The organism is Selenomonas sp. FOBRC9 (genome assembly GCF_000287655.1).
GTDB classification, from domain to species: domain Bacteria; phylum Bacillota; class Negativicutes; order Selenomonadales; family Selenomonadaceae; genus Centipeda; species Centipeda artemidis.
Genome location: NZ_ALJR01000012.1, coordinates 56,829 through 77,671, shown reverse-complemented (window position 1 = coordinate 77,671; position 20,843 = coordinate 56,829). Strand labels below are relative to the sequence as shown.

General features: G+C 58.3%; 22 protein-coding genes. 1 reads left to right on the top strand and 21 read right to left on the bottom strand.

Annotated elements, in window-relative coordinates; translation table 11 throughout:
• The first annotated feature begins 29 nt into the window (after positions 1–29).
• Positions 30–1,190 (top strand): FprA family A-type flavoprotein, encoded by a 1,161-nt coding sequence (locus HMPREF1147_RS03160; RefSeq protein WP_009657660.1) that lies wholly within the window; start codon positions 30–32, stop codon positions 1,188–1,190.
• 81 nt (positions 1,191–1,271) lie between these two features.
• Here the strand turns inward: HMPREF1147_RS03160 and HMPREF1147_RS03155 are convergent, their stop codons facing one another.
• From HMPREF1147_RS03155 to HMPREF1147_RS03055, 21 genes are all read right to left on the bottom strand, one after another.
• Positions 1,272–2,015 (bottom strand): hypothetical protein, encoded by a 744-nt coding sequence (locus HMPREF1147_RS03155; protein WP_037351082.1) that lies wholly within the window; start codon positions 2,013–2,015, stop codon positions 1,272–1,274.
• A 187-nt stretch (positions 2,016–2,202) separates the two neighbouring features.
• Positions 2,203–3,270 carry an L-threonylcarbamoyladenylate synthase gene (locus HMPREF1147_RS03150; protein WP_009657665.1) on the bottom strand — a complete coding sequence of 356 codons (1,068 nt, stop codon included), beginning with the start codon at positions 3,268–3,270 and terminating at the stop codon, positions 2,203–2,205.
• 530 nt (positions 3,271–3,800) lie between these two features.
• Positions 3,801–4,688 (bottom strand): peptide chain release factor N(5)-glutamine methyltransferase, encoded by an 888-nt coding sequence (gene prmC, locus HMPREF1147_RS03145; RefSeq protein WP_009657620.1) that lies wholly within the window; start codon positions 4,686–4,688, stop codon positions 3,801–3,803.
• A complete protein-coding gene (prfA, locus tag HMPREF1147_RS03140; protein WP_009657659.1) occupies positions 4,688–5,752 on the bottom strand; it encodes a peptide chain release factor 1 in 1,065 nt (354 codons plus the stop codon). Before prfA ends, prmC begins: the two co-directional genes overlap by 1 nt.
• Positions 5,746–6,660: a DUF1385 domain-containing protein gene (locus HMPREF1147_RS03135; RefSeq protein WP_037351080.1), complete on the bottom strand. Its 915-nt coding sequence runs from the start codon at positions 6,658–6,660 to the stop codon at positions 5,746–5,748. Before HMPREF1147_RS03135 ends, prfA begins: the two co-directional genes overlap by 7 nt.
• A 110-nt stretch (positions 6,661–6,770) precedes the next feature.
• Positions 6,771–6,971: a 50S ribosomal protein L31 gene (rpmE, locus tag HMPREF1147_RS03130; RefSeq protein WP_009349208.1), complete on the bottom strand. Its 201-nt coding sequence runs from the start codon at positions 6,969–6,971 to the stop codon at positions 6,771–6,773.
• A gap of 150 nt (positions 6,972–7,121) precedes the next feature.
• Positions 7,122–8,402, bottom strand: coding sequence for an NAD(P)/FAD-dependent oxidoreductase (locus tag HMPREF1147_RS03125; protein WP_009657641.1), 1,281 nt, complete (start codon positions 8,400–8,402; stop codon positions 7,122–7,124).
• Between the two features lie 163 nt (positions 8,403–8,565).
• On the bottom strand, positions 8,566–9,945 hold the full coding sequence (locus HMPREF1147_RS03120) for an MATE family efflux transporter (protein WP_009657609.1): 1,380 nt from the start codon (positions 9,943–9,945) through the stop codon (positions 8,566–8,568).
• A gap of 24 nt (positions 9,946–9,969) precedes the next feature.
• Positions 9,970–11,115, bottom strand: a complete 1,146-nt coding sequence (locus HMPREF1147_RS03115) for an N-acetylmuramoyl-L-alanine amidase (RefSeq protein WP_009657645.1) — start codon at positions 11,113–11,115, stop codon at positions 9,970–9,972.
• Between the two features lie 84 nt (positions 11,116–11,199).
• On the bottom strand, positions 11,200–11,814 hold the full coding sequence (locus HMPREF1147_RS03110) for a MotE family protein (RefSeq protein ID WP_009349212.1): 615 nt from the start codon (positions 11,812–11,814) through the stop codon (positions 11,200–11,202).
• A gap of 27 nt (positions 11,815–11,841) precedes the next feature.
• A complete protein-coding gene (locus tag HMPREF1147_RS03105; protein WP_009657672.1) occupies positions 11,842–12,450 on the bottom strand; it encodes a lytic transglycosylase domain-containing protein in 609 nt (202 codons plus the stop codon).
• Complete coding sequence (gene fliJ / locus HMPREF1147_RS03100) at positions 12,447–12,914, bottom strand: flagellar export protein FliJ (RefSeq protein ID WP_009657611.1); 468 nt, start codon at positions 12,912–12,914, stop codon at positions 12,447–12,449. The genes HMPREF1147_RS03105 and fliJ overlap by 4 nt, the downstream gene beginning before the upstream one ends.
• Positions 12,911–14,287 carry a flagellar protein export ATPase FliI gene (gene fliI / locus HMPREF1147_RS03095; protein WP_009438756.1) on the bottom strand — a complete coding sequence of 459 codons (1,377 nt, stop codon included), beginning with the start codon at positions 14,285–14,287 and terminating at the stop codon, positions 12,911–12,913. Before fliI ends, fliJ begins: the two co-directional genes overlap by 4 nt.
• Positions 14,284–15,075, bottom strand: coding sequence for a FliH/SctL family protein (locus HMPREF1147_RS03090; protein WP_037351077.1), 792 nt, complete (start codon positions 15,073–15,075; stop codon positions 14,284–14,286). The genes fliI and HMPREF1147_RS03090 overlap by 4 nt, the downstream gene beginning before the upstream one ends.
• Positions 15,068–16,087: a flagellar motor switch protein FliG gene (gene fliG / locus HMPREF1147_RS03085; protein WP_009349217.1), complete on the bottom strand. Its 1,020-nt coding sequence runs from the start codon at positions 16,085–16,087 to the stop codon at positions 15,068–15,070. Before fliG ends, HMPREF1147_RS03090 begins: the two co-directional genes overlap by 8 nt.
• 2 nt (positions 16,088–16,089) lie before the next feature.
• Complete coding sequence (fliF, locus tag HMPREF1147_RS03080) at positions 16,090–17,670, bottom strand: flagellar basal-body MS-ring/collar protein FliF (protein ID WP_009349218.1); 1,581 nt, start codon at positions 17,668–17,670, stop codon at positions 16,090–16,092.
• Positions 17,671–17,753: 83 nt separating this feature from the next.
• Positions 17,754–18,056, bottom strand: coding sequence for a flagellar hook-basal body complex protein FliE (gene fliE / locus HMPREF1147_RS03075; protein WP_009438773.1), 303 nt, complete (start codon positions 18,054–18,056; stop codon positions 17,754–17,756).
• Positions 18,057–18,090: 34 nt separating this feature from the next.
• The gene (gene flgC, locus HMPREF1147_RS03070) at positions 18,091–18,546 is read right to left on the bottom strand and encodes a flagellar basal body rod protein FlgC (RefSeq protein WP_009349220.1); all 456 of its coding nucleotides are present in this window, start codon (positions 18,544–18,546) and stop codon (positions 18,091–18,093) included.
• A gap of 18 nt (positions 18,547–18,564) precedes the next feature.
• Positions 18,565–18,987, bottom strand: a complete 423-nt coding sequence (gene flgB / locus HMPREF1147_RS03065) for a flagellar basal body rod protein FlgB (RefSeq protein WP_009349221.1) — start codon at positions 18,985–18,987, stop codon at positions 18,565–18,567.
• A 132-nt stretch (positions 18,988–19,119) separates the two neighbouring features.
• Complete coding sequence (locus HMPREF1147_RS03060) at positions 19,120–19,968, bottom strand: Asp23/Gls24 family envelope stress response protein (protein WP_009349222.1); 849 nt, start codon at positions 19,966–19,968, stop codon at positions 19,120–19,122.
• 31 nt (positions 19,969–19,999) lie between these two features.
• On the bottom strand, positions 20,000–20,833 hold the full coding sequence (locus tag HMPREF1147_RS03055; RefSeq protein ID WP_009438731.1) for a PHP domain-containing protein: 834 nt from the start codon (positions 20,831–20,833) through the stop codon (positions 20,000–20,002).
• Positions 20,834–20,843 lie beyond the last annotated feature (10 nt).

The window sequence follows — 20,843 nt, the reverse complement described above, 5'->3', positions numbered from 1 at the left end:
TCAACCTATGAGCGAAAGGAGCCTCATTCATGAACGCCATCAAAATCCGGGATGATATTTACTGGGTCGGAGCCATTGACTGGTCGATGCGCAGCTTTCACGGCTACGACACGCAGCGCGGTTCCACCTATAATGCATACCTCATCCTCGACGAGAAGATCACCCTCATCGACACAGTGAAGCGCGGTTTTGACGACGAACTGCTCGCGCGCATCTCCACAGTCATCGATCCCTCGCGCATCGATTACATCATCTCGAACCACGTTGAGCCGGATCACTCGCACACCGTTCCTATCATCTCGCGGCTCGCCCCGAACGCGAAGGTCATCACGAGCGCGCCGAACGGGCTGAAGGGGCTCAAGGCGTACTACGGCGACCTCCCCTACGAGACGGTCAAGGCGGGTTCTACGCTCTCCATCGGCAAGCGCACCCTGCAATTCATCCCGACGCCGATGCTCCACTGGCCGGACAGCATGGTCACCTACTGCCCCGAGGAAAAAATTCTGTTCTCGAACGACGCGTTCGGTCAACACCTCGCGAGCGGCACGCGCTACGATGACGACACTGATCTCGCCATCGTCTGCGAGGAGGCGAAAAAATACTACGCTAACATCCTTTTCCCCTACGGCAATCAAGCGCAGGCGGCGCTCAAAGCGCTCCACGGGCTCGATATGGAGCTCATCGCCACGGGACACGGCATCATCTGGCGCTCGCACATCCCCGAGATCATCAAGCACTATAAGCAGTGGTCGACGGGCGAGACCGAGGAGCGCGCGGTCATCGTCTTTGACACCATGTGGCACTCCACGGAGATGATGGCACACGCCATCGCCGAGGCATTCATCGACAAGGGTATGTCTGTCGGCTACTACGACATCAAGTGCAACACGCACGCGGACATCATGACCGACGTCCTCACGAGCCGCTACCTCGCCGTCGGCTCCCCTACGCTCAACAACAACATGCTTCCCACCATCGGCGGTTTCCTCTGCTACATGAAGGGGCTTGCTCCAAAAGGACGCAAGGCCTTTGCCTTCGGCTCCTATGGCTGGGGCGGGCAGAGCATCGGGCAGATAGAGGATGAGCTCAAGGGCACAGGCTGCGAAATCGTCCTCGACAAGGTACGCATGCTCTACGTCCCCTCGAGCGAGCAACTCGCCGCCCTGCGCGATCAGATTCTCGCATTGTAAAATGGAAGCCTAAATTGAAGATCCGAACTGCTGCACAAACGCATTGGCCAACGTGCAGCAGTCTTTTTTATGTGAGATTTCTCAATAACGCCTGCCGAATCCCTCCTCGCGATCCGCCGCCTCGCGGCTTTGCTCCGCGTAGGGCGCGTAGCGCTCCGGCTCGTGCGGATCGTAGGGGAGCGTCGGCACGCGCGGCACGCCGCCACCGTTGTAAGTCGTATCAAATACAAAATCTCTCAGCCGATCCTCAAATCCCGGCGTCGACTGCATATGTAGGATGAGTTTCAAATAGTCCTCAATGTTCTTATAGATAATGTCTTGGAGGACGCGGTCGCTCTCCGTGCGCGCATTCTGCGCATCCGAGTTTTTCATCGCGTTCCGATAGGCTCTGTCCTGCGCTACCTGTACTGGCAGCGAATAGATCTGCCGGCGCACCTCGTCGTCCTCCGTCCATACGATATTGCCGAACGACTTGTTAAACGCCGCCACGATCTCAGAGAGCGGATCGAGCTCCCGCGCCGTCGGATGCGCCGCAGATCCCGTCGGCACGGACGAGAGCACTGCATCCTCATCCGCACAGAGGATCACGATCGCCTCCCGCGCCGCGTTCCGATAGCTGCCGAGGTCAATCGTCTCTAGAATGCCCTCCGCGAGATCTTCCTCCGGGGGCGCGGGCAGCTTTGGCACGAGCAGATGCAAAAAGATGGACATCTTCTCCCACGCCGCATTGCTGGAGGAGAGAATCATCGCGAGGAACTGATAAGTGCGGACAAAATTCTTTGCCGCCGACTTAAACGCGATCTGCTCCCCCACCTCTAGCTCCATAATGAAGAACCTAAATCTGTCTCTTGAAAAAGCAATGGACGCTTTGGGGATCCCGTCAAACGACCGCGCAAAGTATGCGGCGATGATACAGAATTGACGCTGTTGAACAGCCCGGCAAATTTTAACAAGTAAAAGAGACTGATGCACAAATACATGTGCGTCAGTCTCTTTTGTTGATAAGTTTTCTTTAGGATACGTATTCTCCTACAATGATTATATTTCCTCCGCTCGCTTTGCGCAGGCGGTTCATGACGGCAAGTCCAAGCCCGTGTTCGTCCGTCCCCTCGGCGAGGAGCGCCCCGGCGTCTGTATTGTCAAACCGGCGGAGTGCATCGTAAAGACAATTCGCATACGCGGCATCATCGCCGCGTGCGCCGCAGGCGTAAACATACGCGGGCGATATGAGGCCCGTGAGCGCGGCACAGGTCTCTCGGGACGCAATCAATCCGACCTGCGTCCCCTCCGCTCTGCGCCGCAGAATCTCTGCACGGAGCGCCGCCGTCACGGCATCGGGCGCGCCCGTATAGACGGTGAGTGGTGCGCGCGGTGCATAATGTCGGTACTTCATGCCCGGGGCACGCGGCACGGCATCCGCCGCCGTGAGTGCGGGATCGACGCGCACCTCCATCTGCGGCAGTTCCGCCGCAATCATCTCGCGCGTGACGGCGCCCGGGCGCAGGACGGTCACGATCCCGTCCTCCGTACAGTCCACAATCGTGGACTCGACCCCCCAGCGGCACGCGCCGCCATCGAGGATGCACGGAATGCGCCCCGCAAGATCGTCCGCGACCATCGCCGCCGTCGTCGGACTGGGACGCCCCGAGGTATTCGCGGACGGCGCGGCGACGGGGACGCCCGCCGCACGAATGAGGGCGCGCGCAATGTCATGGTCGGGACAGCGCACGCCGACGGTCGAGAGCCCGCCCGTCACGATGTCCGGAACATGCGCCGCCTTTGGCAAAATCACGGTGATGGGGCCGGGCGCAAACGCCGTGAGGAGATGCGCCGCGGCGGGCGTTACGGTGCGCGCCGCATCCGCCGCCATCGAGAGGTCGGCGATGTGCAGGATGAGCGGGTTGTCGGAGGGACGCCCCTTCGCCGCGTAGATGCGCGCACAAGCCGCCGCATCCAGCCCATTCGCCCCGAGTCCATAGACCGTCTCGGTCGGAAATGCGACAAGCGCGCCGTCACGAATCATCTGCGCGGCATGTGCAATGTCCGCATCGCGTACGGGAGAGATGATTTGTGTTTGCATAGGGCGATCCTCCTTTCCGAATATGTTGCCGCGCGCGTAAAGCGATGCATTTATTAATGATCAATCGGCGTACATATTACGAGGGCATTGTCATACATACGTTGATAGCAAGGGAGACTGATGTATATGGCGTTACCCGGGAGCGGCGATGGTGTGTGCTCTCGCGACGCCTAGCATCACCCGAAGGGGCGAGGCGGCACGATACCGGACGAGATGCGAAGATGTGAGAACGCCGTCATACGGCTCTTGGAGCAGAGCGACGCAGAGCCGTGGCGGTGTACTTTCTAAAAATCGTTTATGGACGCCGTCCCGTTTGCGCCGCGGAGCGAAGTACACACCTGAGCCGCAAGGCAAAAGTAAATGCCGTGACACAGCTATGCGCCAAAATCCCAACTCATACCGATACCTGAGTGACACGGAAGTTTGAATGCAGAGCAAGGAACAAGAGAAATACAAGCGAAGGCGTAGTTAAGCGCTACGTCGAGCGCAGTATTTCTCGCAGTGACACAGCTATGCGCCAAAATCCCGTGTCACGCCCCGTAGGCAATAACAACTCGCTCCACCCCCGCAAGGTCTTTTTTTAGCTCCGTCCGCACGATCCGCGGATGCCGCTCCGCAAGCGCGGCAACATCCGCCGCCTGCCCAATGCCGACCTCAACGGCGATTGCACCGCCCTCTTTCAGCATCGCGGGGGCATCCGCCATAATGCGGCGGTAAAAATCGAGCCCGTCATCACCACCGTCCAGCGCGAGATGCGGCTCATACGTGCGCACGTCAGGCATAAGTCCCGCGATGTCCCCCGCGGGGATATAGGGCGGATTCGATACGATCATATCATAGCTGCGTCCTGCGAGCGGGGCGAGCAGATCTCCCTCCCGGACGGCGCATCGCTCTGCAAGACCGAGCTGCGCCGCGTTCTCCCGTGCGACGGCGGCCGCGCCGGGCGAGATGTCGACGGCATCGGCGTGCAGCTCCGCCACATCCGCATGATGCAGGACAGAGAGCGCAATTGCGCCCGTTCCCGTGCCGAGGTCGGCAATGCACAGATCTTCCGCCCCCGCCGCATGCCGCGCGCACAGGAAATCCACGGCGCTCTGCACGAGGATTTCGGTGTCGGGGCGCGGGACGAGCGTGTCGCGCGTGACGCGAAACACCAGCCCCATGAACTCCCGCCTTCCGAGCACATATGCCGTCGGCGTATGCGCGCCGCGCTCTTTGACATAGCTGCGAAACGTGCTTAGCTCCGCAGGCTCAAGCGGCTCGTCAAAATGGACGTAGAGATACATGCGGTCTTTGCCGAGGACGGCGGCGAGCAATACCTCGGCGTCAAGGCGCGGGCTCTCGATGCCGCGCGTCTTAAAAAAATCCGCCGTCCATGTGAGCAGACGGCGGATCGTCCAAAGTTCACGCTCCGCCATCACTGCACCTGTTTCAGACGTTCCGCCTGATCCGCCGTGATGAGCGCGGCGAGGAGTTCTTCGAGCTCCCCGTCCAAAACGGCGTCGATCTTGTAGAGTGTCAGCCCGATGCGGTGATCCGTGACGCGCCCCTGCGGGAAATTGTAGGTGCGGATGCGTTCGCTGCGGTCGCCCGAGCCGACCTGACTGCGCCGGTCGGCGGCAACGGCATCCGCCTGCTCCTGCTGCGCGCGGTCGTAGATGCGTGCGCGGAGCACCTTCATCGCCTTTTCCTTATTCTTGAGCTGCGACTTTTCATCCTGACACTGCACGACGATGCCCGTCGGCAAATGCGTGATGCGGATGGCAGTCTCCGTACGGTTGACGTACTGCCCGCCCGCGCCCGAAGCGCAGTAGGTATCGATGCGCAGGTCGTTCGGGTCGATCGTGACCTCGACGTCCTCCGCCTCCGGCAGGACGGCGACCGTGACCGCCGAGGTGTGAATGCGCCCGCCGGACTCGGTGACGGGGATGCGCTGTACGCGATGTGTGCCGCTCTCGTATTTCAGTTTGCTGTATGCGCCCGCGCCCGTCACGAGAAACGAGATTTCCTTAAATCCGCCGATCTCCGTCTCGTTGCTGCTGAGGATCTCCGTCCGCCATCCCTGCCGCTCGGCATAGCGCGCGTACATGCGGAAGAGACTTGCGGCAAAGAGCGCCGCTTCCTCGCCGCCGACGCCGCCGCGAATCTCGACGATGACGTTCTTGTCGTCGTTCGGGTCACGCGGTAGGAGGAGGATCGGCAGCTCTTTTGCAAGGCGTTCGCGCTCCGCCTCCGCCGCGGCGATCTCTTCGAGCAGCAATTCCTTCATCTCGGCATCCGCCTCGGCGAGCATTTCCTTGTCCTCGGCGACGGTTGTCTCCGCCTTGCGGTACGCTTCGTATGCGATCACGATGGGCGTCAGCGCGGCGTGCTCGCGCGTGTACCGCTGCCAGCGCGCCATATCCGCCATGACGGCGGGATCGCTGAGGAGCGCTTCGAGCTCTCTGTATTTGTCCGCGACTGCGGTGAGTTTGCTTAACACGATGCTTCCTTTCGGTAATTCCCGCTGCCTGCGGGGATTTGATCGGGCGGCAGTACCGCCTTGAGCGACTCGATCGCAACCTCGACCATCTCGTCCGCGGGCGGGCGCGTCGTGAGGTACTGCAGCCACAGCCCTGGCGTGATGAGGATGCGGACGAGACGGCTTTCGCTGCGCCCCGCAAAGCGGATGATCTCGTACGAGACGCCCGCAACGACGGGCAGGATCGCGAGACGGCTCAGAATGCGCAGCCAGAGGTCTGGCCAGCCGAAAAAGACGTGGAACACGATGGCGACGATCATGACGATGAGAAGGAAATTCGTGCCGCAGCGCGGGTGCAGGCGCGTGAACTGCTGCACGTTTTCAACCGTCAGCGGCAGCCCCGCCTCATAGCAGTGGATGGTCTTGTGCTCCGCGCCGTGGTACTGAAAGACGCGGTGAATGCCGTCCATAAATGAGATGCCCCAAATGTAGAGCAGGAACACGGTGAGGCGGATGCCGCCCTCGATGAGGTTGAACACGACGGGATCGTTCGTATAAGCCGCCGCGAGGTGCGCCGCACCCGTCGGGATGACGATGAAGAGAACGCTTGCAAGTACGAGCGCAAAGCCGATCGTCATGGCGAGCTCCTTCTTCGTCATCTGCTCGTCCTCCTCGCCCGCCGCCTGTGCGGAAAAAGAGAGCGCGCGCATCCCGATGACGAGGGACTCGATCATGATGACCGAGCCGCGGATGAGCGGCAAATTGAGGATTGGATAGCGGTTGCGGATGGACGTGACGGTATGCGTCTCGACCTCGATCTCGCCGGTCGGCAGTCGCACCGCCGTCGCCGTTCGATCCGCATCGCGCATCATGACGCCCTCGATGACTGCCTGCCCGCCGACGGCAAGATCGGTGATTTTTTTTGACATAAATTTTTCCTCTATATGAAAAAGGACTGCCACACGATCTCTCGTGCAGCAGCCCTTCCTGTTATGCGCAGACAAAAACAGGCAAGGTGCGGCGCACCTCACCGGTTTTACTACTTCTTCGCGTAGCGCTTTTGGAACTTCTCAATGCGTCCGCCCGCCTGAACGTCGCGCTGACGTCCCGTGAAGAACGGATGGCATTTCGAGCAGACATCGACGCGGAGATCGCCCTTGGTCGAGCCGGTCTTGAACGTGTTGCCGCAGCCGCACGTCACCGTCGCCTCGAAGAACTCCGGATGGATACCCTCTTTCATTCCGATACACCTCGTTTCTTTTGCCGGATACAAGCCCGCTTGTGCGCGCTTGGTTGAACTCGACGAAGCCGTCGAGAACGAGTCTTGGAAACGGACGCCCTGCGTCCATTACCGCCGTAGTATAACACAAACGCACGCGGTGCGCAAGTCCTACTCCATCTTCGTAAGGATGATGCGCGCGAGGCGTTTGCCCAAAATATAATTCCAAATCCATTTCATCATGACGGTGAAATTCGCATATTTCCCCGCCAGACGCATGAGATGGACGAACATCCACGCCGTCCACGCGATAAAACCGCTCGCCTTCATATTGATGCCGATCACGGGTATGGGACCGTTCATGACCGCCTCGCCGCGCGCGATCGTCGCCATCGCGCCGAGATCTTGATAGACGAATCGTCCAAGCTCTTCCGGCTTTTTCCCATGAATCAGTGCCATGATGTTCCGCCCCACCTGCAGAGCCTCCTGCGTTGCCACGGGCGCAACGGTCGGGAGCGGGCGCTCCGTGCCGTGCTGGAAATTCGCGCAGTCGCCGATCGCAAATACGCAGTCGCTGCCGCGTACGAGCAGGTTCTCCTCGACAATGATGCGCCCCGCGCGGTCGACCTCGCCGCCGCAGTCTTTGATGAAGTCCTGCGCGCGCACGCCCGCCGCCCAGATCACAGTCTTGGTCGGGATCACGTCGCCGCCCTTGAGGCTGAGCGTTGATCCGTCATAGTCCGTCACGGCGGTATTGAGCCGAACATCAACGCCCTTTTTCCGCAGAACATCGATGGTTTTCTGTTGGAGGTCGGGCGGTACCATCGGCAGGACGGAGCCCATCGCCTCGAGCAGGATCACGTGAACTCTGCTGAAATCAAGACTATGGTATTCCTTCTTAAACACATCGATCAGTTCGATGATGGCGCCCGCCAGCTCAATGCCCGTCGCGCCGCCGCCGACGATGACGAAGTTGAGATGACGCTGACGCTCGTCATCGTCGGTCTCATTCACTCTTGCCGCTCGTTCAAATTCATGAACGAGATGGCTGCGCAGCGCGATCGCCTCTTGGAGGCTCTTCATCGGATAGGAGTTCTGTGCGACGCTCTCGTTGCCGAAGAAATTTGTCGTTGCGCCCGCCGCGAGTACGAGGTAATCGTACGCGATCTCACCGTGATTGGTCAGGAGTACCTTGCGTTCCTGATCGACCCCCTCCGCCGAGGCGAGTTGGAACTCCACATTCTTGTTGTGCTTGAAGAATGCGCGCGTCGGATATGCAATTTCCGGCACGGCGAGCACAGCGGTCGCTACCTGATAGAGGAGCGGCTGAAAAAGATGATAGTTGTGCCGATCGACAAGCGTGATGCGGACATTTTCTTTTGCGAGTTCCTTGGCGAGACAAACCCCTCCAAAACCGGCGCCGACAATAACAACGTGCTTCTGCTCCGCCATGATATTCCCCTCTCATTGACATAATAGTGAAAAAAATCACATAGTTGAATCAAATGATCCTATAAATCCATCCCATATGAGAAAGTTTATCTCACAGCGTTTATCATACCACGTTTCAGGAGAATTTCAATATTGATTTTTTTCATAAGCAGCGGCAATATGTCTATACTTCGGATACCGCCGCATTTCTCTCGTTTTCCCGCCGCATCCGGTTCTCGATGACGCGCAGGCGGATCATGAGGCAGACGGCGCCAAAGATGATGCCGCCGTTGAGCCCCGCCCAGTAGCCGTATGGTCCCAGCTCCGTCATCTGTGCGAGCAGGTATCCTGCAGGCAGTCCGATCCCCCAGAAGGAAAGGACGGCGAGCCAGAATGTAACCGTGACATCCTTATAGCCGCGCAGTGCCCCTTGGAGCGGCGCGTTGATGCAGTCGCAGAACTGCATAACGAGTGCATAGAGAAGGAAGACACGCAGAAGTTCCTGCACTTCCGGATTCGTCGAATAGAGCGCGGCGACATGGTCGCGCATGGCGGCAAGCGCAAGAGCAATGATGCCGACGAAGGCAAGCGTCAGCACGCGGCTCAGGCGGATGTATGCGCGTGCACCGTTTTCGCGCCCCGCGCCTACCTCGTATCCAACGAGGATGGTGATCGCCATAGAGACGGAAAGCGGCAGCATATAGACGATGGTCGTAAAGTTCATCGCCGCCTGATGCGCAGCAAGCACGGTTGTACCGTACGCCGCCATAAGCAGACCGACCGCACCGAAGATGCTTTGCTCGCAGAAAACTGTCATGCCGATGGGAATACAGATCTTCAGCTGTGTCCGCCAGTCGGAGATCACGGGGCGCGGGAATCCCGAAAAGACATGATAGCGTTTGAACTGTTCCATGCGCAGAACAACAATGATGGTGAGCAGCAGGAACACGGTATAGCTCAGCGCAGCGCCGAGCCCTGCGCCTGCACCGCCGAACGGCGCAATTCCAAACGCACCGTACATGAATATGTAATTGAGGACAATGTTGATCGGCACAACGGTCACGGTGATAAACATCGTGAGCCGCGTTTTCCCATGTGCATCCATGAGGTTGCGCAGAACGCTCGCAGGCGCGATCGGTATCATGCCAAATGCGATGTAGGACAGATACTCCATCGTGATATTTTCGACGACAGGCTCGAGATCGAGCGCCCGCACAAGCATCGGAACAGTGAGTGCACCCAGCACCAAGAGAAGCGCGCCAAAAAGCGTCGCCCAGTAGAATCCCTGCCGGACGACGCTCCTGATCTCCCTCCGCTCCTGCGCACCGTAATGATGTGCAATCACCGGAGTCAGCCCCGAGGTCAGCCCAACAAACGCGCCGAATACGGGGAAGAAGATGCTCGCGCCGACAGCGACGCCGGCGAGATCCTCCTTGCTGATATGTCCTGCCATGACGGTGTTGAAGAATCCCGGTGCCATGAGCGAGAGCTGCGTGATGAGAATCGGAAGGAGCACAATGAAGAACTGGCGGGCACGCGCCCGGTAACCATGAACTTCCTGCAAGTCATCCCTCCTCTTCTCATTCTTTTATCCGAAATAATCCGCAATGCCGTCCGCAATGCCGCGGGCAATCTTCTTGATGCCCGCCTCACTGTTCATCATACGCTCCTCGTCTGCATTTGAAATGAAAGAGATCTCAACGAGAATGGACGGCATATCCGTATGTTTTACCACGTAAAAATTGCTGGTCTGCGTACCGCGGTCAAGCGTGCCGATAGAGTCGATGAGCGCGGTGCGCACACTGTCGGCAAGGCGCCTCGACTGCGGCGAGCCCTTTGTGTAGTAGTAGGCAGTCGTCCCCTTGACCTCACGATTCGTAAAGGCGTCCGCATGGATGGAAATGAAGATATCTGCGTTCGCTTTGTTTGCAATCTCGCAGCGTGCCTCAAGCTCCTCGACAGCGGTTGCTTGTGCGCCCTTTGGCGAGACCTCGGTATCCCCCGTACGCGTGAGGATCACGGTCGCTCCCTCCGCTTCGAGCAGGCGCTTGACCTCCTTGCTCACGCGGATCGTCACAGATTTTTCCATGACGCCTGTGGGGCCGATCGCCCCCGAATCGCTGCCGCCGTGTCCGGGATCGATGGCGATCTTGCGCCCCTTCAGCCCGATGATCTTGGAGATATCCCGATTAACGTCACTGCTGCCGCGCGGCTGTTCGTTCTCGTCCTCCTCCTGCTCACCCTGCTGCGGAAGCTGCACAGGCGGCTGTACCTGCGGTGCGGGCTTCTTGGGTATGCTGCCCGGCGCGCGTCCAAAGTCCATGACGATACGCGGCTTGTCGCCGCCCAAGGCAAAGACCTTGTACCCGTCCTTGCCCACGGAAGTCTCCACCACGATGCGGACAGTTGTTTGGTCGAACTGCGCGACACGTACGGCAGAGGCAATTGAGGAGTCGATGCCGACTGAACGCTTTACGTCTGCGGAAATCCATGCGTTCTGCACATCAACCACAACGCGCGTGGGATTTGCAAGGACATTCTGCCGATAGGTTACGGGACGGTCGGCATCCACGACGATACGGACATTGCCGTCCGCTTTCCCGATGCGAATCCCCGTGATCTTCGCCATGTCATGCGCACGATCGCTGAATGCTGCCTCCGCATGTCCTGCGGCGCCGATGATTCCAAAAAATCCGATGAGCAGAAGGCTCATCAGTAAAACAATACGCCGCAAGGGCACCACCTCCCAAAAAACCTGCGAAATAGGCTTTGCATCTACTTCGCAGGCTCTTCTTTTTCGTGTAAATATGCACATTCGCTACTGCTGTGAGGTTTCTGCGGGCGCTTCGTCCGCTGTCCCCGGTACGGGAGCATGGGCGGCTGCACTGCGTGCTGCCGCCCCTTTGCGCGGGACGCCCTCGTAGATGATCTGCGTGATCTCAGCGGCACGTTCCGGTTCGAACGCTGCCATGATCTTCGCCGCATTGCCCTCGTCCATACGCTGGAGGATCGCAATGCAGAGATCGATATCGAGAGCCTCCATCACCTTAGCAGCATCCGCCGCCTTCATATCATTGTAGAGACGTGCAAGTTTCGTGACGCGCTTTTTTTCCGCCGCCTCGCGCTCTGCCTGCTGCTTGGCGATCTCCTCTTTCGTGATCTTTACGCTCTCAGATACCTTTTTCGGCGTGCCTGCGGCGGCAGGTTTTGCAGATGACGTCTGCGCGCTCTGCGTCCCCGTCGTCTGTGTCTCTTCGGCACTGCCCGCAGGCGGGACGAAGTATTCGCCGACAATCGGAAGCTCGTGCAGATGATATTCCTCGTTCAGTGCCTGCGTGTCAAAGAGACGCAGGTAGACGCCAAGGGCAAAACCGCCCGCAACAATCACGAGGAGTAAGATCAGACCGAATAGGATCTTTAGTTTCTTCCGCATGGAATCCCCATCCCTCTTTCTCTTCCCTTACCGATAAATATCGAGTACACGGTTCACGTAGTCCTGCGTCTCCGCGTACGGAGGAACGCCGCCGTATGCCTTAACGGCACTCGCTCCCGCATTGTAGGCGGCAACCGCCTTGCGGACATCCCCGCCAAACGTGCCGAGGAGCTCGCTCAGATATTTCGTGCCGCCCTCGACGTTGCTCTTCATATCGTAAGGATTGACGCCAAGTTCGGCAGCCGTTCCCGGCATGAGCTGCATGACGCCGATTGCCCCCGCGTCCGAGACGGCGTCCTGCCGCCCCCCCGACTCGACCTCCGCAACGGCGGAGACGAGTTTCGGGTCGACCGCGTATTTCTGCGCAGCGGCATGAATCGTACGCGCGAGATCGGGCTGAGCAGCGTCTGTCGGTGCAGTCCGCTCTGCCCGTGCCGTTTCCTGAACGGCAGCCGATGGAGCTGCGGCTTGCACTGTGTGTGCCTTCTCTGCCGCTCCTGCGGCGCTGCGGTCAATCTCTGCACGCAGGCGTGCCGCAAAATCTGCACCCGGAAGCTGTGCCTGCGGCAGGTTAAACTGTCCCTCAATCTCGGCGATGCGTGCCTGTATCTGCCGTATGGCGGAAAGATCCATCATACTGCTTCCTCCATTTCCCTGTTTCTCATCGTGAGCTGCAGGCCGATCTCGTCGAGCATTTTCTGCTCTTCCTGCAGTGCCTCCGCCTTGTATTCCGCAAGACGTTTTTCCCTCAGCTTTTCAATGCTCTTAAGCGCGCTCATCTGCTCCATCAGGACTTTGAGACGCTTTTGCCGCTCTGCATTCGCACGCAGGACAACCTGCTGCTGCTCCTCGATCTGCTGCCGCTTCCATGCAAAGAAGCGGTTAAAGCTCATGAGCCGCCCAATCTTGATGCGCGTGCCCGTTTTAGAGAGTTCTTCGTAATCATGCTGCCCCTGCTGCATCTCTTCGAGCAGCCGACGCTGGTATGCACGCGCCTCCTCCAGTTTTCGCACGGCTTCGGAAAAGGCGACTTCCGCCTTTTCCTTTTTCATGCGCGTCACCTTAAGGAGGGTTTCAAGCTGAAATCGAAATTTTTTCATGTGAGTTCTTCAGCGGATGCAGGCTGCTTCCCCGTCAGCTCCACGAGCCGCCGCTCCGTATCCTCGTAAGAGGTCACTTCGAAGATATCCTGACAAAGAAAATCGTTGATGCCCTCGATTTTTTGGATCGCAGCGTCGATCTTTGGACTTGAGCCTTTGACATAGGCGCCGATATGGATAAGATCCTCCGCTTCGCTGTAGACCGCCATGAGCTGGCGCATTTCCTGCGCCGCCTCAAGATGTTCTTTGGGAACGACCTCGTACATAACGCGGCTGACACTGCCCAGAACGTCGATCGCCGGAAAGTGATTCTGCGCCGCAATCCGGCGCGAGAGCACGATATGTCCGTCGAGAATCGAACGCACGGCGTCAGCGATCGGCTCGTTCATGTCATCGCCGTCAACGAGGACGGTGTAGATGCCTGTAATCGACCCATGCTCGCTCGTGCCTGCGCGCTCGAGGAGCCGCGGCAGCATGGCAAAGACGGACGGTGTATAGCCGCGCGTTGCGGGAGGCTCGCCGATGGTGAGTCCAACTTCGCGCTGCGCCATAGCAAAGCGCGTCACGGAGTCCATCATGAGGACGACCTTGTGCCCGCGATCTCGGAAATACTCGGCAATCGCCGTTCCCGTCATCGCGCCCTTGATGCGGACGAGTGCCGGCTGATCCGAGGTCGCAACGACGACGACGGAGCGTTTGAGCCCCTCCTCACCAAGATCCCGCTCGATAAAGTCGCGTACCTCGCGTCCGCGCTCGCCAACGAGGGTGATGACGCTGATATCCGCCTCCGTATTGCGCGCAATCATGGAGAGCAGCGTGGACTTGCCGACACCCGAGCCCGCCATGATGCCGATGCGCTGTCCGTCACCGAGCGTGATGAGCCCGTCGATGGCACGCACACCGACATAGAGGTTTTCACTGATGCGCGGACGAGAGAGTGGTGACGGCGGCGGCGCCTGCAGGGGATACTCTTCCTTTGTAAGGATGGGACCCTTGCCGTCGATGGGGTTGCCGAGCCCGTCGAGCACGCGCCCGAGGAGTTCCTCCCCGACCTTCACACGCAGGCGTCGTCCCGTTGCCGTAACCTCGCAGCCGGGGCCAATGCCCTGCATCTCGCCGACCGGCATGAGCAGGACGCTCCCCTCCCGGAATCCGACGACCTCTGCGGGCACTGCCGGCATCCCGGTGAAATGGGATCTGACATAGCACAGCTCGCCGACCGTCACCGTGGGTCCCTGCGACTCGATGACGAGACCGATGATCTGCGTGACCTTCCCCGTGAGCTTCATCGGTGACGCTGCGTGCAGGGCATCCTTAAATTTCCGGATATCTATGGAAAATGGGGGATTCCCCCCCGTTTCACTCATATTCATAGCATTACTTCCCGCACAGCCTTTTTGAGCTGTTCGATCTGCGTCTGAAGGCGTGCGTCCACGCTGCCGTTCGGCGTCTCCACAAGGCAGTCGCCCGGCTTCATTGCCTCGTCGGAGGTAATCGTGAGATTCGTATCCCCCGCCGTGAGGAGTCCTCGCAGTTCGTCGCGTGCCATGAGGACAAAATCATAGCTGTCCGGCGGCACATGGACGACGACTTCCTTTTGGTCTTTGACCCGGAGGATCGCGTCGCGGACGATGGGCAGAACCATCTGCGGCACATCAATGAAATGCTGCGGGAGAATGCGCTCCACTGCCGTCATGGCAATGGAAACAATATCCTCCTCTGCCTGCATGAGATAATCGCGCATGGCGTCGTGTGCGTCGCGCAGTGTCTTTTCCGCCTGCGCGTTGGTTGTGCGGATGAGCTCCGCCATCTCTTCGCGCACGGCGGCTTCGCCTTCGGCATGGCCTGCGGCAAAGCCCTCTGCATGCCCTGCGGCACGCGCCTCTGCACGGTCGTTTTCGATCTGTGTCTGCGCCTCACTGAGAAGTCGGTCGCGCTCTTCCTCGGCTTCCCCGTGGAGTACGGCGACCTGTATTTCCGCCTCTTTGACGCGTTCGTCCATCGCCTGTTCGCGCTCGGCGATGCGGGCGAGGAGGTTCTGCACCGCCTCTTCGCTTAAGGCTTCCGCGTCCCCCTCTTCGCGGGGCGGGGGCGGTGGGGGCGGTACGTCTATGAGGTGCGGATTCTCTTCCCAGACGGCTGCCTTGATAACCCTAGACAATCATCTCGTCTCCCTTGCCGCGCGAAATCACGATTTCGCCCTTGTCCTCGAGCACGCGGATGACACCGACAACCTTCTGCTGCGCCTCTTCGACGTCGCGAATCTTGACGGGTCCCATGAACTCGATCTCCTCGCGCAGCATATCTGCCGCACGCGTGGACATATTCTTGAACACCTTTTCCGCAACTTCCTGCGGCGTCGCCTTGAGCGCGAGGGAGAGATCCTTCGTCTCGACCTGACGCAGGACGAGCTGGAGCGAACGGTCATCGATCTGCACGATGTCCTCGAACACGAACATGAGCTTTTTGATCTCTTCGGCGAGTTCGGGATTGTCGACCTCGAGGGTCTCGACGATCGCCTTCTCCGTCGTACGGTCGACGCGGTTGAGCACCTCGACGATCGCCTTGATGCCGCCTGCCGTAGTAAAGTCCTGTGTAACCATAGAAGAGAGTTTCCGTTCGAGCACGCGCTCTACCTCGCGGATGAAATCCGGCGACGTACGATCCATCGTCGCAACACGCTTTGTCACCTCGACCTGCGATTCGGGAGGGAGCGATCCCAGGACGATCGCCGCCTGATCCGGATCGAGATACGCCATGACGAGCGCGATGGTCTGCGGATGCTCGTTCTGTATGAAGTTGAGGAGCTGCGCGGGATCGGTCTTGCGCAGGAAGTCGAAGGGACGCACCTGCAGGCTCGTCGTAAGACGGTTGATGATCTCGAGCGCCTTGTCGGGACCGAGCGCCTTCTCGAGGACGTTCTGCGCATATTGGAGACCGCCCGAGGAGATGTAATCCTGTGCCATGCACATGGAGTAGAATTCGGCGATGATCTCCGCCTTGAGCGAAGAGGATACCTGTTTTTGGTTCGCGATCTCGAGCGTTAACTGCTCAATCTCGTCGTCATCCATATGCTGAAAGAGCTTTGCGGAGTATTCAGGTCCAAGTGCGATAAAGAGAATCGCCGCTTTTTGCTGATTCGTCATGTCTCCGCTGCCATACATGTCCGGCATGGTCACTCCCCCTCCGAAAGCCACGTCTTAACGAGGAGCGCAACCTCTTCCGGCTTCGCATCGATGAGCGCGAGCAGCGCTTGTTTCTGATTCATCTGCTGCTGCTCTTCTTCGGAGAGGTCTTCCTCTTCGACCTGACCCGCCGCGATTGCTGCGGCGCGCTCCTCTGCGATGCGCTCTTCTTCGATACGCTGCGCCTCTTCCGCCGCTTCGCGCTCGAGACGTTTCTTGCGGCGATACATGAGGATTCCTCCAACGATGAGGGCGATGATGAGCAGGACGATGCCGACCTGCGCGTAGAAAATGCGATCCTGACGATCCTTTTCCGCCTGTTCTTCCGCCGCGCGGCGCTCCGCCGCCTCTTTGCTGAACGGCAGGGGTTCGACGGAGATCGTGTCGCCGCGCGCCTGATTGATGCCCGCCGCACTGCTGACCGTGCGCAGGATGCTCTCCTGCTGCGGCTGCGTCACGTCGTCATTGACGAGAACGGCAACCGTCAGCCGACGGATCGATCCGGGCGACGCGATGACGTGCTGGCGCTCTTCGTTGATCTCATAGTTCTTTGTGGATTCTTTTTTCTCGTACTGCGCGTTGGCGTTGCTCTCCTGCTCCACATAACCGGGCACGTTGCTCTGTACGCCCGCCGGTCCTCCCGGGTTCGTCGAACTCCCGGTGTAGTTCTCGGAGATATCCTGCTGACTGCGAATGATGCCTGCGTCGTCCACAACGGGGGTAAATGTCTGCTTATCCGTCAGGCGGTCGTCAAAGTCGAGTTCGACGCTGACGCGCGCAACGGCACGTCCTTCTCCAAGCGTTTGATCGAGAAGGGACTGCACCTTTTTCTCAATATTGTCCTGTACCTTACGGGTCATATCGAGCTGTGTAAGCGTCTTGACCCCGACCGACTTTTCGTCCTGGTCGTCCGGATCGTTGAGAATTTTCCCTGTGTCGTCAACGATCGTGATATTCTCAGGCGTCAGCCCCTTGACGCTGTGCGCGGCAAGGTTGACGATGCCCTTAATTTCCTTTTTGGTCAGTTCCGTGCCCGGCTTCAGGCGCAGCATAATAGACGCCGTCGCGGGCTTTTCCTCTTTTTTGTAGAGACTGTCCTCCGGCAGCACGATATGTACGCGTGCCTTTTCAACGGCATCGATCTGCTCGATGGTTCGCGTCAATTCGCCCTGCAGCGCCTGGAGATAGTTGACACGATTCTGAAACTCGGTCACACCGAGTTTACTGTCGTCAAAGATCTCAAACCCCTTGTTTCCACGCGGAAGCCCCTGTGTGGCAAGATTGAGGCGCGCCTCATGGACATTGGTCGTCGGCACAAGAATGGTCGTCCCATTCTTGCCGTCCTGCACCTCATAGCTGATCTTCGCCTCACGCAGCTGATTGGCGACCTCGCCCGCATCCTTGGTCTCCATATCGGTAAAGAGCGGCACCATATCCGGTTTGCTGCCATACCAAAAACTGAGTCCAAAGATGAGTGCAAGAATCGCGAGTGCGGAGCCAAGCATGATATAGCGTTGGCGCTTGTCAAAGCGTTCCCACATGGCAAGGCCGCGCTCTTTCCACTCTCCCATAATCTCTTTCCCTTCAAGTCATCATGGATGTACTTCCCGTTCCCCCATGCGGGCGCCGCCGCATAGTGCAAACTAGGAAGCGATCAAACCTGCATTCGCATGATTTCCTGATAGGCAGAAACGGCGCGGTTGCGCAGCTGCAGCGTCAGCTGAAGCGCGATCTCGGCTTTCTGCCCTGCCACGATGACCTGAGAGACATCCTGGACTTCTCCCGCCGCCAGCAGTGCATCCTGATGTTCAGAGTCGAGCTGGAGCCGGTTCACCTCGGAGAGCGCATCTTTCAGATAGGTTCCGAAGCTTTTTGTCTCCGCCCTGTCAACTGTCTCCCCAAGATGACTGGTCGCGCGCATCGTTACGGGGGTCATTTGCAGTGCTTGTATTTCCATGTAAATCGATCTCCCTTATCAATGAGCGCTGAAATTAGCTGCCGCTGCCGATGCGCAGTGCTGCATTTACCATGGATTTCGCGGCATTGATGGTCGTTGTGTTTGCCTCGTAGCCGCGCGATGCCGAGATCATATCTACCATCTCGGAGACGATATTGACGTTCGGGCGTTCAACATAGCCCTCCGCGTTCGCATCCGGATGTCCCGGTTCGTAGACGAGCACGCCCGGCGACCGATCCGTCTCGATTGAGAGCGCACGAACGCCGTCCCCCGGGCGCATCCGCTCGGATGCACGTGCGAGGAACGACTCAAAACCGATTCCATTGCCCTTTTCGCGCGGCTGAAAGACCACATAGCGGCGATGATAAGCGCCGCCGCCTTGTGCGCGTGTCGTATTTGCATTCGCAATATTATTCGAGATAACGTCCATGCGCAGACGTTCTGCCGTAAGTCCGGATGCCGCTGCGTCAATTCCCAAAAACATGCCCATACCGTTCCCTCCCTATATTCAGCTGCCCTGATTGCTGTTGATAATACTCTTTATCTTACTCACATAACCGCCCATACGGTTTGCTAAGGCGCTGTAATAGAGCTGGTTTTTCGCGACCTCCGCCATCTCGATGTCAATGTCCACATTGTTCCCGTCAAGACGCATGTTCGTCGTACTGTCCTGCTCGATCACGCCGTGCGCCTTCCCGCGGAAGGCCAGCGGAAAATGCCGGTCATGCGTGCGCACAACCTTCATCAGCGGATCTTCGGCAAGCCCCAGCTCTTTTTGCAGAAGATCTTCAAACCGGACATGGCTTCGCCTAAAGTTCGGTGTATTCACGTTGGCAATATTGTTGCTGAGCACCTCATGCCGCAGGGATGCCGCGGCCAGTGCGCGGCTGCCGATGTCGAGCGTTGAGGAACTAACGAGCTGTTCCAGCATGAAACGTCACATTCCTTTCCCCATTTCCTTGCATCAAAAAAACTGCATAGGAAAACATATTTATTATTTCTACATCCCCGAAAAAAATCCTTTTCATTCTAGCACTTTTCCCCCAAAAAGTGAAGAAGGCTTTTATGCGGGTGCTGCCGCCGGAGCAACATGCAGACTTTTAACCAGAATATTGACCTCATGCACGACCATCCCCGTCATGCGTTCGATCTCATAGCACAGCTCGCTTCGAAGCGTTTCCATAGTGTTTGTAATCTCATGCCCGTAGGAGAATACGAGCTCGGTTGAAACCGTAATCCCAAGATCGTCGTCCCCATTGACCACATGCTGTACATGGGTACTCCCGACGCCATATACTTCGTCAATTTTTTCTGCGACGATGTGTACAATATTTTTGATCACGGAGTCGTCGATGACGAGTTTTCCGTAATAACTGAATACGGGTCGTACGATCGAACGCTCCCCGAGGCGGCGCCGCTTCGATGAAGATGTCTTGAAAAAAGATTTAATTGGATCAATGAGATAACCGGAAAAATGAGGTTTTAGTTCAATGCTCGGTACGGGAATAATGTGCTCGCCTTTCTTGAGGCGATGGTACTGCGCGATTTCCATATCCTTTTTCGAGGCGATATCCTCAATGCGGATGATCTTGCTGATCGTACCGATGCGCAGCGTCTTGGCAATCTTCTGCACCATGTTCTCGGAGGTGCCGAGCACGAGAATGCGGCGCGGCGCGGCGGCGGCGATTGCCTCGCGCACCATTGAAGCATGTCCCGCCAAAACAAAAATCGCACGCCGAACCGCCATGATGCGGTTCTTTTCCTTCTTTGCCGAAATGCCGCCGATAACCTTACCGTCTTTGATGAGAATTCCGTCGTCGATGATGGCGTCCGCGCCGTTCTTTTGGGCGACCCACAGCGCGCGGTGGCTTTTTCCCGTGCCGCTGGGGCCGACAAGGGCGATCACGTCCATGCGTGTCCCTCCTCTTTATGATTCCAAACCGTTATGCGCCGTGCGGCGGCCGGTAGAAATTTTCCGCGTAGACATCCTCGATGGTAAACTGACCGAGTTCGCCCGGCTCGCGCCCTGTAAAGCCGCGGTAGTCCGAACCGCCCGAAACGAAAAGCCCGTGCCGCTGCGCGATTTCAAGATAGTGCTGCGTGTCCTGCATGTCGTAGCTTGGATAAAACACCTCGATGCCGCCGATGCCGCGCTCGATGAGATCCGTGACCACCGCTTCGTCACCGATGGATTTCGGATTGGCGAGCACAGGCACACCGCCCGCCCCCTTGATGATGTCGATGAGTTCGTCGGGCGCGAGGCGAAAATGCGGCACATAGGCAGGTCTGCCGCGCATAAGGAGCTGCTCGAAACAGGGACGTATGGCGTCGAAATAGCCTTTTTTGACGAGTACGCGCGCCACATGGGAGCGGCCGATAGCCTTGCACATTCCCTCGTCGGTCAGCACCTCTGTCTCACCGATCTCGTAACCAAGCCCTTTGAGTTTATCCACAATTTCAGTAAACCGTGTCCACCGTGCTTCGCTGAGTTCTTCGAGTTTTTCTTGGAGTCCTGCGTTATAGATATCGATCCCATAGCCGAGAATGTGCACCGTCCGATCCGGATAATCGGCACTGAATCCGACGCCCGGAATGATGCGCAGCTGACTTCCTGCCGGGCAGCGGCCGCTCTCATAGAGTTCGGTCACGCCCTCCACACTGTCGTGGTCGGTAATCGATATATAGCGAAGTCCCGCAGCCTTTGCCGCTTCTACGATCTCCTCCGGGGTATCCCTCCCATCGGAAAAGGTCGTATGGATATGCAAATCGCTTGCCATGTAAAATCTC